At 30.8% G+C, this 13,896-nt stretch carries 12 protein-coding genes; all 12 read left to right on the top strand.

Translation table 11 applies throughout. From position 1 onward, the window contains the following. The 12 genes from dapA (at position 1) to H574_RS0101065 (ending at position 13,891) form a co-directional block, all read left to right on the top strand. On the top strand, positions 1 to 888 hold the full coding sequence (dapA, locus tag H574_RS0101010; protein ID WP_027878750.1) for a 4-hydroxy-tetrahydrodipicolinate synthase: 888 nt from the start codon (positions 1 to 3) through the stop codon (positions 886 to 888). A 108-nt stretch (positions 889 to 996) separates the two neighbouring features. Beyond that, a complete protein-coding gene (locus tag H574_RS0101015) occupies positions 997 to 1,797 on the top strand; it encodes an outer membrane protein assembly factor BamD (RefSeq protein ID WP_027878751.1) in 801 nt (266 codons plus the stop codon). Between the two features lie 4 nt (positions 1,798 to 1,801). Beyond that, positions 1,802 to 2,128, top strand: coding sequence for a DNA-directed RNA polymerase subunit omega (locus H574_RS0101020; RefSeq protein WP_027878752.1), 327 nt, complete (start codon positions 1,802 to 1,804; stop codon positions 2,126 to 2,128). Between the two features lie 7 nt (positions 2,129 to 2,135). Then, positions 2,136 to 3,347: a bifunctional phosphopantothenoylcysteine decarboxylase/phosphopantothenate--cysteine ligase CoaBC gene (gene coaBC, locus H574_RS0101025; RefSeq protein WP_027878753.1), complete on the top strand. Its 1,212-nt coding sequence runs from the start codon at positions 2,136 to 2,138 to the stop codon at positions 3,345 to 3,347. Next, a complete protein-coding gene (porD, locus tag H574_RS0101030) occupies positions 3,340 to 4,230 on the top strand; it encodes a type IX secretion system protein PorD (protein ID WP_027878754.1) in 891 nt (296 codons plus the stop codon). Before coaBC ends, porD begins: the two co-directional genes overlap by 8 nt. A 50-nt stretch (positions 4,231 to 4,280) precedes the next feature. Beyond that, complete coding sequence (gene recN, locus H574_RS0101035) at positions 4,281 to 5,933, top strand: DNA repair protein RecN (protein ID WP_027878755.1); 1,653 nt, start codon at positions 4,281 to 4,283, stop codon at positions 5,931 to 5,933. An 81-nt stretch (positions 5,934 to 6,014) separates the two neighbouring features. Further along, positions 6,015 to 6,836: an enoyl-ACP reductase FabI gene (locus tag H574_RS0101040; RefSeq protein WP_027878756.1), complete on the top strand. Its 822-nt coding sequence runs from the start codon at positions 6,015 to 6,017 to the stop codon at positions 6,834 to 6,836. Positions 6,837 to 7,039: 203 nt separating this feature from the next. Then, positions 7,040 to 9,622, top strand: a complete 2,583-nt coding sequence (locus H574_RS0101045) for a T9SS type A sorting domain-containing protein (RefSeq protein WP_027878757.1) — start codon at positions 7,040 to 7,042, stop codon at positions 9,620 to 9,622. 72 nt (positions 9,623 to 9,694) lie between these two features. Further along, on the top strand, positions 9,695 to 10,699 hold the full coding sequence (locus H574_RS0101050) for a glycosyltransferase family 2 protein (RefSeq protein ID WP_027878758.1): 1,005 nt from the start codon (positions 9,695 to 9,697) through the stop codon (positions 10,697 to 10,699). After that, on the top strand, positions 10,700 to 11,662 hold the full coding sequence (locus tag H574_RS0101055; RefSeq protein ID WP_051169802.1) for a CdaR family protein: 963 nt from the start codon (positions 10,700 to 10,702) through the stop codon (positions 11,660 to 11,662). Next, positions 11,659 to 12,255 carry a dephospho-CoA kinase gene (coaE, locus tag H574_RS0101060; protein ID WP_027878760.1) on the top strand — a complete coding sequence of 199 codons (597 nt, stop codon included), beginning with the start codon at positions 11,659 to 11,661 and terminating at the stop codon, positions 12,253 to 12,255. Before H574_RS0101055 ends, coaE begins: the two co-directional genes overlap by 4 nt. A gap of 70 nt (positions 12,256 to 12,325) precedes the next feature. Beyond that, positions 12,326 to 13,891, top strand: a complete 1,566-nt coding sequence (locus H574_RS0101065) for a sensor histidine kinase (RefSeq protein ID WP_027878761.1) — start codon at positions 12,326 to 12,328, stop codon at positions 13,889 to 13,891. The last annotated feature ends 5 nt before the right edge of the window (positions 13,892 to 13,896 follow it).

Consider the following 13,896-nt stretch of genomic DNA (forward strand, 5'->3'; position numbering starts at 1 on the left):
ATGAATAACCCTTTTTTAGGAACAGGAATTGCAATTGTGACACCATACAACCAAGATGGATCGGTAGATCATGAAGCATTAAAAAAGATTGTAAATTTTAACGTAGAAAACGGTACAAATTACATAGTAATTAGTGGTACAACAGGAGAAAGTGTTACAATTACCAAACAAGAAAAAAAGGAGATTATAAAAACTGTAAAAGAAGCTAATGCTAACAGATTACCACTAGTTTTAGGTATTGGAGGTAACAACACAGCAGCAGTTATTGAAGAGATAAACGCAACAGATTTGTCAGATTTTGCTGGTATTTTATCAGTATCTCCATACTACTCAAAGCCAACACAAGAAGGCATGTATCAGCATTTTAAAGCAATTGCAGAAGCTTGTCCAATACCAATTATATTATACAATGTACCTGGTCGTACCGCAAAAAATATGGATCCAGCAACAGTTTTAAGATTAGCTAATGATTTTGAAAATATAGTAGCAGTAAAAGAAGCTGGTAATAACCTACAGCAGTATTATGAATTATTAAGAGATAAACCAGAAGATTTCTCTATAATTTCAGGCGATGACGATTTAGCTTTAGGTGTTGTTTTAGCAGGTGGAGCAGGAGTTATTTCTGTTATTGGTCAGGCGTTTCCAAAGGAATTTTCAAAAATGATACAATTAGGATTAGAAGGTAAAGCAAAAGAAGCTTACAATATTCATTATAAATTAATGGAAATTGTTGGTTTAATTTTCTCTGAAAACAACCCAGCTGGTATTAAAGCAGTTTTAAAAACTTTAGATTTATGCTCTGATAAAGTAAGGTTGCCATTAGTTGAAGCATCATCAGAATTAAAAAACAAGATAGAAAGTTTTGTTTCAGCATTTTATAAAAGTTAAATAATGCTTAAACCTATTTTAGACTATAATCTAACGATTAATTTAGCGTTTAAATTATATTTTTAAAATCCATTTAAATAGCGTATTTTTGCGCTTCGTTAAAATTTTATGAAGCATTTATTTTACATTTTAGTCGCATCTGTTTTATTAAGTTCTTGTGGTGAATTTCAAAAGGTTTTAAAATCTGAAGATACAGCTGCAAAGTTTCAGTTAGGAGAACAATTGTATAACGAAGGTAAATACAATAAAGCCAATCGTTTATTTACTCAAATTGTACCTTCTTACAGAGGTAAACCTCAAGCAGAAAAGTTAATGTATCTATATGCAAATACTTTTTATGAAACAGGAGAGCATTATTTAGCAGGTTATCAATTTGAAAGATTTGTAACCGCATATCCAAGAAGCGAAAAGTTAGAAGAAGCCTATTATAAAAGTGCAATTAGTTATGCAGCACTTTCACCAGTATATTCTAAAGACCAACACGAAACAAAAAACGCTTTAGAAAAATTACAATTATTTGCTAATTTATACCCAAACTCTAGCTATATGCCAGAGATTAACCAAACCGTAAAAGATTTACAATACAAATTAGAGTTAAAAGCGTATAGTACAGCAAAGCAATATAATCATATAACAGATTACAAAGCTTCAATAAAATCTTTTGATAACTTTATAGTAGATTTTCCTGGGTCAAGCTTACGCGAAAAAGCTTTGTTTTACAGGTTTGATTCAGCTTATCAATTAGCGATAAAAAGTATTGAAGATAAAAAACAAGAACGTTTAGAAAAAGCATTAACTTACTATAATGCTTTCAAAAAATTATACGCACAGTCCGAGTTTATTGAAGATGCAGATAAAATGAACGAAGACATTATTAAACAATTAGAACAATATAGTACAAATAGCTAATATTATGGATTTAAAAAAAATCGATGCTCCAGCATCTACAGTAACGTATAACAGAAATGAAGTAGATGCACAAACAAATAACATCTACGAAGCAATTTCTATTATATCAAGAAGAGCTGAGCAAATTAATTCTGAAATCAAAAAGGAATTAATAGAGAAGTTAGAAGAGTTTGCAACTTACAACGATAGCTTAGAAGAAATCTTTGAAAACAAAGAGCAAATTGAAGTTTCTAAATTCTACGAAAAATTACCAAAACCACATGCTTTAGCGGTAAAAGAGTGGTTAGACGAAAAAATCTACTACCGTAATACAGAAGAAGACAACAAATAATAAACTAATGTCAATTTTAAGCGGCAAAAATATACTATTAGGCGTTAGCGCTGGTATTGCTGCATATAAAACAGCTACATTAGTTAGACAATTTATAAAAGCAGGTGCCAATGTACAAGTAGTCATGACACCTGCTTCTAAGGATTTTGTAACACCATTAACATTATCCACACTTTCTAAAAATCCAGTTTACTCTACATTTACAGACGAAGAAGACGAAAACGCTACATGGAATAACCACGTAGAGCTTGGTCTTTGGGCAGATTACTTTGTAATCGCACCAGCAACAGCAAATACATTGTCAAAAATGGCAAATGGTACTTGCGATAATTTGTTATTAGCAACCTATTTATCGGCTAAATGTAAAGTCTATTTTGCTCCAGCAATGGATTTGGATATGTACAAACATCCATCTACTTTAAATTCTTTTAAAAAATTACAATCTTTCGGAAATGTTATGATTCCTGCAACTTCAGGCGAATTAGCTAGCGGATTGGTAGGACAAGGTAGAATGGCAGAACCAGAAGATATTGTTTCATTTATTGAGAAAGATATTTTAAATGGACTTCCGTTAAACGGAAAAAAAGTAATGATTACAGCAGGTCCAACCTACGAAGCTATAGATCCTGTCCGATTTATTGGTAATCATTCCTCAGGAAAAATGGGTTTCGAGATTGCTAAAGCAGCAGCAAATTTAGGAGCAGAAGTAATTTTAATTTCTGGTCCAACACATCAAACAGTAGCTAACAATTTAATAACTGTTATACCTGTTGTGAGTGCTCAAGACATGTACGACACTGCTCATAAGTATTTTAAATCTGTTGATATTGCTATTGCAGCAGCAGCAGTTGCAGACTATAAACCAAAACATGTAGCAACTCAAAAAATAAAAAAGGCAGAATCTACGTTATCCTTAGAATTAGAAAAAACAAAAGATGTCTTGGCGTCTTTAGGACAAATTAAAGAGCAACAATTTTTAGTTGGTTTTGCTTTAGAAACCAACAATGAACTGGAGAATGCAAAAAGCAAGCTTAAAAGAAAGAATTTAGATTTAATTGTTTTAAATTCGTTAAAAGACAAAGGTGCAGGTTTTAAATCAGATACCAATAAAGTAACATTAATTGATAAAAACGAAACAATTAATACTTTTGAATTAAAATCTAAAACCGAAGTTGCTAAAGACATTTTAAACACTATAATATCAGCTTTAGATGCGTAATATTTTTATTCTTTTATTCTTAATTACTTGCAATGTTTCATTGTTTGCACAAGAGTTTAATGCCAATGTTGTTGTAAATGCACAACTAACAGGTAATGAAAATTTACAGCAATTTAAAACTCTAGAAAATCAGTTAAAAGAGTTTATCTCTAACACAAAGTGGACTAATAAAACATTTTTACCACAAGAGAGAATTAACTGTAATTTGGTTATAAATATTAACGAATATGCTGGTAATAATTACAGTGCAACATTACAAATACAATCGTCTAGACCAGTATTTGGATCTACGTATACAACACCTACATATAACATAAACGACAAAGATTTTTCTTTTGAGTATGTCGAGTTTCAAAACCTGATCTACAACCCAAATCAATACGTGTCTAATTTAATTTCTGTGCTATCATTTCATGTATACATGATTTTGGGGATGGATGCAGATTCTTTTCAGAAAAATGGAGGCGACATCTATTTTAAACAAGCACAAAATATTAGTAACTTTTCACAACAAACAGGTTATTCTGGTTGGAAGTTAGAAGATGGATTACAAAGTAGATTTGCGTTAATAGATAATTTAATGTCTCCAACTTATAAGGAGTTTAGAGACGTAATGTACAATTACCATAGAAGAGGATTAGACCAAATGAGTACTAATTTAAAGGATGCAAAAAACGAAATAGTTTTAGCGCTTTTAAATTTTAAAGAGATGAATAGAAGACGACCAAACTCTTATTTATCAAGAATATTTTTTGATGCAAAAGCAGAAGAAATTGAGCAAATATTTTCAAGTGGTCCAAGTGTAGATATCGTAGATTTGGTAGATACACTAAATAAAGTAGCGCCAATACATTCGTCTAAATGGCGAAACATTAAGTTTTAAAGCTTACGGCTTAGATTTAGTTTTCAACTTTATTATTTTCAAATTAAAATATGCTAACTGGATTATCCATAAAAAACTACGCATTAATAGATCAATTACAGGTCAGTTTTAATGACGGATTTACTATTATTACTGGTGAAACTGGTGCAGGTAAATCTATTCTTTTAGGCGGTTTATCTCTAATTTTGGGAAAACGTGCCGATCTATCTAGTTTAAGAGATACCGAAAAAAAATGTATCATAGAAGCAACTTTTGATATTTCAAACTATAACTTGAAGTCTCTTTTTATAGCGGAAGATTTAGATTACGAAGCGCAAACTATAATACGAAGAGAAATTTTACCATCAGGAAAATCTAGAGCGTTTGTTAACGATTCTCCAGTAAAATTAAATAGTCTTCAACTGTTAGGCGAAAAGTTGATAGATATACATTCTCAACACGAAACATTACAATTAACAGATGATAATTTTCAGTTTCAAGTAATTGATGCTTTAGCAGAAACTTCAGAAAACTTAGTGACTTATAAGGAGTATTTAAAAACCTATAAATCACTTCAAAAGGAGTTGAAGCAACTACAACAATTTCAAGCAGAAGCTATAAAAGAACACGACTATAATTCATTTTTATTAAACGAATTAGTGTCGGCAAACCTAAAACCAGATGAGTTAGCAGAACTTGAAGAAGAATTTGAAGTGTTAAGTAACGTAGAGTCTATTCAAGAAAAATTAGAATCGGTAAACCAATTATTAAGTGAAGAGCAAATAGGCGTATTGACTAATTTAAGAGAAGTAAAAAACACGATGCAAAAATTGGCATTAATCTCTGCTAATTACAAAGATTTATCAGAACGTGTTAATAGTGCTTTAATAGAATTAGATGATGTAGCAACAGAAGTTGAAGGCTTTCAAACAGAATTAGACGTTAACCCAAAACGACTTGAAGAAGTCGAAGGAAAACTATCTGCTATTAACAATCTAATGCAAAAGCATATTGTGCAGACCATACCAGAGCTAATAGAAATTAGAGAACAATTAGCACAAAAGGTAGAAGCTACAGAAAATGTTGATAAAGACATTTTAAATAAAGAAAAAGAGATAAAAGCAGTGGTCAAGCAATTAGATAGGGAAGCTGCAATAATCACCAAAAAACGTAATGAAGCTATACCAAAATTAATTACTCAATTAGAAGATATTTTATCACAATTAGGTATGCCAAATGCCCAGTTTAAAATTACTTTAAACAAAAGCGAAATCTTTTTATTTAATGGTAAAGACGAATTAGATTTCTTATTTTCAGCAAATAAAGGCGGGCAATTTAATACGCTTAAAAAAGCTGCTTCAGGTGGTGAATTATCACGAATCATGTTGGCGATTAAATCAATACTTTCAAAATATATAAAACTACCAAGTATAATTTTTGATGAAATTGATACAGGTGTATCTGGAGAAATCTCTAATAAAATGGCAGATATTATGTCACAAATGAGTCAAAAAATGCAGGTGTTTAGTATAACCCATTTACCTCAAATCGCTGCAAAAGGTAACACTCATTTTAAAGTATATAAACAAGATATTGATAATGTAACTACATCTAATCTAGTTAAATTAGAATATGATGAAAGAGTCGTAGAGTTAGCACAAATGCTTGGCGGAGCTGCTTTATCAGAATCTGCAATAGCTCATGCCAAACAATTATTAAATTAAAGTAACTTAAGTAATAGTTATTTTATAAATTTGAAATCTTAAAGAACAAGGTTAATAAAATTAAAAGAAACAACTAAAAATATGTCATTCAATTTATTAAAAGGAAAAAAAGGAATCATATTTGGAGCATTGGATCCAAATTCAATAGCTTGGAAAACAGCAGAAAGAGTACATGAAGAAGGCGGAGAGTTTGTTCTAACTAACGCACCAATAGCAATGCGTATGGGACAAATAGATGAGTTAGCAAGTAAAACAGGTTCTCATATTATACCTGCAGACGCAACATCTTTAGAAGATTTAGAAAACTTAGTAGAAAAATCTATGGAACTTTTAGGAGGAAAGATAGATTTTGTACTTCACTCTATAGGAATGTCTGTTAACGTACGTAAAGGTCGTGCTTACACAGATCAAAATTATGATTGGACACAAAAAGGAACAGATGTATCTGCTATGTCTTTTCATAAAACGATGCAAACATTATATAAGAAGGATGCAATGAACGAATGGGGAAGTATTGTAGCTTTAACTTACATGGCTGCACAACGCGTATTTCCAGATTATAATGATATGGCAGATAATAAAGCCTATTTAGAGAGTATAGCACGTAGCTTTGGTTATTTCTTTGGTAGAGATAAAAAAGTAAGAGTAAATACAATATCTCAATCCCCAACACCAACAACAGCAGGTCAAGGTGTAAAAGGATTTGATGGATTTATTTCTTATGCAGAAAAAATGTCGCCTTTAGGTAATGCAACAGCAATAGATTGTGCTAACTATACAATTACGTTGTTTAGTGACTTAACAAAAAGAGTTACCTTACAAAACCTATATAACGATGGAGGATTTAGTAATATGGGAGTAAGTGATGCGGTAATGGAAGCTTTTGTAGATAAAGAGCAATAAAAACCTTAAAAAAATATAAATACTTTAAACGTCTTACTTCGGTAAGACGTTTTTTTTGAATGAATATGCTGAAAATTTAAACAATTATCATTTCACCCTTTTTATATGTTTTTTAACGATTTGTTTACGTAGTGGTAAAATCATTAACAATAAATTAATACTTTTAGAAAGTAAATTAAAATTTAACTAAACTTATAATTAATATGAAAAAAATTACTTTATTGCTTTTTGCGTTTTTAGCTTCCTTTACTTGGCAAGCAAATGCGCAAGTCACGACATCAGAAAATTTTGAGACTAATGGTACTGATTCTACACCAACAGTTTTAACAATCAACTCTGGTGATATTACTGTAAATAATGGTAATCCAATAGATGCTATATCTTTGGGAACTTTTACAAGTCACTACAATTCAGCAACAGGAGGTACTGGTTGGTGTGGCGATTGGTACGCGTTTGATTTGGCTGTAACCGGAGGAGTAGCAGATGGTACTTCAATAGTAGGTGGTTGTGATGCTGATTTTAACGGTTTAGATGTTACAGGTTTTACTACAATAACAATAACAAGTAATGATATTGACGATGTTAGTGATACTGTTTATTTTGATATAGACTTAGATGTTACTTACACAACTGTAACACCACCAAATTGTGATTCTTTATTAGATCAAACAGTAGATGTACCGTTATCAGGTGATATTTCTTGGTCGATAGCTACTGGAGGTGCTACTGGTTATATGTTAGTGGTTGGTACAGGTTCAGGTCTTGATGATGTAGTTAATACAGATGTAGGTAATGTAACTTCTTACAGCTTAGGTACATTAACAGCAGGTACAACCTATTATGTTACAATAACACCATATAATGGTAACGGACCTGCTACAGGATGTTCTGAACAAACATTTGTAACTTTTAATCCTGTTCAAGGAGACACTTTTAATGATCCTTTACCTATTACACCTTCTGCAGAAGGAAGTACTTGTGATACTTCTGCATATACTTTTTCGTATGATTTTTCTACAGGTGTTTCTGATAGTGGTACAAGTAGTACTTGTGGATCTACTTCAACTTTTGATATGTTCTTTTCATGGACAGCTACTAGTGATGCTTTAATTTGGAATGATGGTGGTTCTAATCCAGGTGTGGCTGTATACGATACTTCTGGAAATCAAATTGATTGTCTAGGGACTTATGCTGCAACAAATGCTCAACTAAGTGGATGGAGTATAGGTGATGATTTAATAATCCAGGTATATGATTTTGGAACGACAGGTGCAAACCCAGTATCTTTTTGTTTAGCAGAGTTTACTTTACCAGATCCTCCTGCAAATGATGAATGTGGAGATGCAATAGCGCTGACAGTTAATGAAGATTTATCTTGTGGAGAAATAACTAGTGCTACTGTTTTAGGAGCTACTGATTCTGGGTTAACTAACAGTACTTGTTCAGGGACAGAAAATGATGATGTATGGTTTACATTTGTTGCGACAGCTGAATCTCATCAAGTTTCTATTTCTAATGTTGTGGGATCATATAGTGATATGTACCATGTTGTATATGATGGAAGTGCAGGATGCGGAAGTTTAGGAGCTGCTCTAACTTGCTCAGATTCTAATACAAGTACAACTAGCGGTCTTACACCAGGTAATACTTACTATGTACAAGTTTACACATATGCTAGTAATTCTTATGATACAACTTTTGATATTTGTATAGGTACACCACCACCACCACCAGCAAATGATGACTGTTCAGGAGCTATTGTAATTACAGAATCAGCAGATGACTCATGTTCTAATGCAGTTTCAGGTACCACATCTTCAGCAACAAATACAGCTGACTATTCTTCTTGCTCTACATTTTATAATGATGTATGGTATGAGTTTACTCCTGCAACTACAGGTATTTATTATATAGAAAGAACTTTAACTTCTGGTACTTCATCAACTTACATCTCTTTATGGAGTGGTACATGTGGTGCTTTAACCCAAGTTAATTCAGGTTGTTATTCAACAGCTCTTTCAGAAAGTTTAACAGCTGGTACTACTTACTTAATTTCTGTATCTACTTATTATACAGGAGAAGTTGATTTTGATTTATGTGTGTATCCAGCACCAGCACCACCAGCAAATGATGAATGCCCAGATGCGGTTGAATTAACAGTTGAAGGAGAAATAGCAGATTTACCTTCTGCAACTCAAATTCCGGGTACTATTTTGGGAGCAACCGATTCAGGTATTACAGCACCTGCTGGTACAGCTAATGATGATGTGTGGTACAGTTTTGTTGCTACAGCATCACAGATAAATATAGATGTAACTGATGATTTTGATGGTGTTATTCAATTATTCTCAGGTGCTTGTGGATCTTTAACTTCTATTGAACACGATGATTATGATTCAACTTACGCAAATCCTAGAATAAGTCGTTCAGATTTTGTAGAAGGAGAAACTTATTATGTAAGAGTTTATAATTACTCAGCAAATCTTACTTCAACTCCTGATTTTACTATAGCTTTATGGACACCTGCAGCTTTATCAACTCAAGATTTTGATAAAGAAGCAGTATTTACTTACTATCCTAACCCAGTAAACAATAACTTAACATTATCTGCTCAAAAAGAGATTAATAATGTGTCTGTTTACAATATGGTTGGTCAAGAGGTATTTAGAAATGTACCAAATGCTATGACAGAAGTTGTAGATATGTCTAGCTTACAAGCTGGTGCTTACTTTGTTAAAGTAACTATCGGTAATGCAACCAAGACAGTAAAAGTTATTAAAAACTAACTTTTAATATATATAATAAAAGAGCCACCTATTTAGGTGGCTTTTTTTATGGGTTTAACTTACTTTTGTTTTATGAAGTTAGATTTTTCATTTATAATTCCAGTTTATAATCGCCCAAATGAAATAGAAGAACTGCTACAAAGTTTTTCTAAATTAAAAGGAGATATCCCTTTTGAGGTTGTTATTATTGAAGATGGTTCTACTTTAACCTCTAAAGAGGTGATTAGTAAGTATCAGTCAGTTTTGGATATTTCATATTTTTTTAAACCAAATTCTGGTCCTGGAGATTCAAGAAATTACGGGATGAAAAAAGCAAAAGGTAATTACTTTATTATATTAGATAGCGATTGCCTTTTACCATCAAATTACTTAATTGAAGTAAAAAATAGTTTAGTAAAAGATTATGTAGATTGTTTTGGTGGTCCAGATGCTGCACATAAAAGTTTTACATCACTTCAAAAAGCAATAGATTTTAGTATGACTTCTGTAATTACTACAGGAGGAATTAGAGGAAATAAAAAATCTATAGACAAATTTCAGCCAAGAAGTTTTAATATGGGATTATCTAAAAAAGGGTTTTTGGATACTAACGGTTTTGGAAATATCCATCCTGGTGAAGATCCTGATTTATCCATTAGATTATGGAACTTGGGTTATAAAACCAAACTTATACCAGGAGCATTTGTCTATCATAAACGTCGTATATCTTGGTCTAAATTTTATAAACAAGTATATAAGTTTGGGTCGGTAAGACCAATCTTAAATTTATGGCATCCTTCAACAAAAAAAATTACCTATTGGTTTCCAAGTGTGTTTATTCTAGGTTTATTATTTTCAATAGTGTTAGCTATATCAAACGTTTATTTACCAATATTAGCTTATGTTTTATATTTTAGTGTTGCTTTTATTTTAGCTATTTTAAAGACAAAAAATTTAATGGTTGCTATTAAAAGTGTATTAGCAATTATAATTCAGTTTTTTGGTTATGGATATGGTTTTTTAAAGTCAACTATAATATTATCTTTAAGTAGTAAAAAGCCAGAAAATCTATTTCCTAGTTTATTTTTTAAACCATAAATGAGTCCAATTAAAAATAAAATATCACAATTATTTAAAAGTAAAAAACTTAATGTTTTTGTGCTTTTTTTTATTATTTCTTTGACCATTTTAATATTATCTAAATTATCACAAAATTATCAAGGTACTTTAGTTTTTAAAGTAAAGCCTACAAATGCTAAAGAAACTCAGGTTATTTTAAACGACACATCTAATCAATTAAAAATTACTTTAGACACTTATGGTTTTAAATGGTTAAGGTATGCAATTAATAAACCAACAGTTGAAGTCGATTTAGAATCTGATGTAATTTTAAAAGATTCAACTTTAATTTGGACAGAAAAAAAAGGATTTTCAAATATTAGCAAGCAATTTGGTAAAAATGTCAAGGTTGTAAACGTAAATCCAGATAGTCTAATATTTAGATACGATGTTAACCAAATAAAAAAGATTCCTGTAAAAACAGATTTTAATATAACTTATGCACAAGGTTTTAATACTTTAGATAACGTTAAAGTTAACCCAGATTCTATTAAAATAATTGGTCCAGCTAGTTTATTAAAAGATATAAATTATGTAAAAACTAAACATAAAGATTTTAAAGATTTAAAATCAAATGTCAATACACTAGTAGATTTGGTTGTAGATAGTATTAGTAATGATGTTAAAATAGAAGCTAATAAAGTTCAATTTAAAATAGAAGTTTCAAAGTTTACCGAAGGTATTGTAACACTACCTATAACAATTGTTAATGTGCCAGATCATATAAAAATCAATTACTTTCCTAAACAATTAACAGTTAAATATGCTACAACAATCGATAATTTTAATTCAATTTCTGAAGAAGATTTTAAAATAGAATGTGATTACAAAAACTCAAAAAATAAATCATATTTAATACCCAAAATTGTTACTAAACCAAATAACATAAAAAATGTTAGGCTACAAGAGCAACAAATAGAATTTATCATAACCCAACAATGAAAACTTTAGTAGGATTAACTGGCGGAATAGGAAGTGGTAAAACCACAATAGCTAACTTTTTTAAAGAGTTAGGTGTGCCAATCTATATTGCAGATACAGAAGCAAAAGCGCTTATGAATCGGTCTAAAGTAATTAAAAGAAAATTAATAGCTCTGTTTGGTGATAATGCTTATCAAAACGAAAAATTAAATCGTGATTTTTTATCAAAACAAATCTTTAACAATAAAGATTTATTACAAAAAATGAATGCTATTGTCCATCCAAAAGTAGCTAGTCACTTTAAAAGATGGGTAAAAAAACAAGAAGCGCCTTATGTAATTAGTGAAGCAGCAATCCTTTTTGAAAACGGTAGCTATAAAAAATATGACTACATAATAACGGTTACAGCACCAGAAGAAGTTAGACTAAAAAGAGTCATGTCTAGAGATAGTGCATCAAAAGAAAAAGTAAAATCTGTGATGAATAACCAATGGAAAGATGAAGAAAAAATTAAGCTTTCAGATTATGTAATTCAAAATATAAATCTAGAAGAAGCTAAAGCCCAAGTACTACAAATACATGAAAATCTGTTACAAAAACTACAAAAAGACTAAATTTTAACATTTTTGTTAATGTAAGGTTAAAAGCAAGGAAGGGTAAATGTTAAAATCTTAATTTTGGGTGATGAACAAAAGAGTTTTTCTTGCTTTAGTTGTCTTAATGAGCCTGTCCTTGATAGGGATAATATTAGTGCAGGCTTACTATATCAACAATTCTCTTAGAAACACAGAAGAGCAATTTAATTTTAATGTAAAAAAAGCATTAAGTTATGTTTCTAAAACAATAGAAGATCAAGAGTATAATAAACATCTTTTTTGGGTTACAAAATCTATACAAGAAAGCGGAACAAAAGCAGATACAACTGCAATTTTAAACTTTTATGTAGAGCAAAAAAATAGAGATAATAACGAAACCCTAATTTACAGAAACGGTATTTTAGAAGAAAATTTTAAACTATCGTCTGCGCTCTTTGACATAGGTTTAGATAGTATAAACGTAAAAAGAATACTAAGCGAAAAAGAAACTAAAGTAGTAGATAATAATTTAGTTGAAGGAGGTACAAGCCTAACAGCACTTTTATCAGAAATTAGTACAAAAGAATATGCAGAAGTCTTCTCTAAAAACTCTTACGAAGAGTTTGCATATAGAAGACCAATACACAAGCGTGTTACAGTAGACGAAATTAATAGACTTCTTAGTTTAAAACTATTAGAAGACGATATAGATATAGATTACGAATTTGCCATTTACAGTAACGAATTAGCAACAAAAGTAAAAACAGAAGATTTTGAAAAAAATGAAGGCGCTACCTTTAGTGTACCAATTTTTTTAAACAAAAATGATAAAAACAATTATAGACTACTAGTTAATTTCCCTGATCGTAAAGAGTTTATTCTTTCTTCAATTATGACTATGCTAATATTATCAATAGTATTTACATCGGTAATTATCTTAGCATACTCAAGTGCACTTTATCAATTAATTAAACAACGTCAAATCTCACAAATAAAGACAGACTTTATTAATAACATGACGCACGAATTTAAAACGCCAATAGCAACAATTAATTTGGCATTAGATTCTATAAAAAACCCTAAAATATTAGAAGATAAAGATAAAGTGTTACGTTATTTAGGAATGATACGTGAAGAAAACAAACGTATGCACGCACAAGTAGAAAACGTTTTAAGAATATCTAAACTTGAAAAAAATGAACTAAACATAAGTAAAGAACGAGTAGATCTGCATGAATTAGTCGAAGAAGCAATAATGCACGTAGAGCTAATAATTGAAGATAGAGGCGGAGAGATAACCGTTAATCTAAATGCAGACAAAACCTCTGTTTTAGCAAACGACTCTCACTTTACAAATGTATTAGTAAATATTCTGGATAATGCCATTAAGTATTCTCCAGAAGCACCAAAAATAATAGTAACAACAGAAGTTGTAGGTAATAATATTTTAGTGCACGTAAAAGACCATGGAAGTGGTATGAGCAAATCAGCACAAAAACGTGTGTTCGAAAAATTTTATAGAGAGCATACAGGAGATATACATAATGTAAAAGGTCATGGGTTAGGATTAGCCTATGTAAAAAGAATAATAGAAGACCATCAAGGTCACATATCGGTAGAAAGTGAAAAAGACAAAGGAAGTACGTTTACAATCAAACTTCCGTTAATATCATAAAAACT

It is taken from the genome of Mesoflavibacter zeaxanthinifaciens DSM 18436 (assembly GCF_000422365.1).
GTDB classification, from domain to species: domain Bacteria; phylum Bacteroidota; class Bacteroidia; order Flavobacteriales; family Flavobacteriaceae; genus Mesoflavibacter; species Mesoflavibacter zeaxanthinifaciens.

What these genes read in the sequence shown, in the direction of transcription:
- dapA (WP_027878750.1), top strand. Translation starts at nt 1, where the DNA reads ATGAATAACCCTTTTTTAGGAACAGGAATTGCAATTGTGACACCATAC.
- H574_RS0101015 (WP_027878751.1), top strand. Translation starts at nt 997, where the DNA reads ATGAAGCATTTATTTTACATTTTAGTCGCATCTGTTTTATTAAGTTCT.
- H574_RS0101020 (WP_027878752.1), top strand. Translation starts at nt 1,802, where the DNA reads ATGGATTTAAAAAAAATCGATGCTCCAGCATCTACAGTAACGTATAAC.
- coaBC (WP_027878753.1), top strand. Translation starts at nt 2,136, where the DNA reads ATGTCAATTTTAAGCGGCAAAAATATACTATTAGGCGTTAGCGCTGGT.
- porD (WP_027878754.1), top strand. Translation starts at nt 3,340, where the DNA reads ATGCGTAATATTTTTATTCTTTTATTCTTAATTACTTGCAATGTTTCA.
- recN (WP_027878755.1), top strand. Translation starts at nt 4,281, where the DNA reads ATGCTAACTGGATTATCCATAAAAAACTACGCATTAATAGATCAATTA.
- H574_RS0101040 (WP_027878756.1), top strand. Translation starts at nt 6,015, where the DNA reads ATGTCATTCAATTTATTAAAAGGAAAAAAAGGAATCATATTTGGAGCA.
- H574_RS0101045 (WP_027878757.1), top strand. Translation starts at nt 7,040, where the DNA reads ATGAAAAAAATTACTTTATTGCTTTTTGCGTTTTTAGCTTCCTTTACT.
- H574_RS0101050 (WP_027878758.1), top strand. Translation starts at nt 9,695, where the DNA reads ATGAAGTTAGATTTTTCATTTATAATTCCAGTTTATAATCGCCCAAAT.
- H574_RS0101055 (WP_051169802.1), top strand. Translation starts at nt 10,700, where the DNA reads ATGAGTCCAATTAAAAATAAAATATCACAATTATTTAAAAGTAAAAAA.
- coaE (WP_027878760.1), top strand. Translation starts at nt 11,659, where the DNA reads ATGAAAACTTTAGTAGGATTAACTGGCGGAATAGGAAGTGGTAAAACC.
- H574_RS0101065 (WP_027878761.1), top strand. Translation starts at nt 12,326, where the DNA reads ATGAACAAAAGAGTTTTTCTTGCTTTAGTTGTCTTAATGAGCCTGTCC.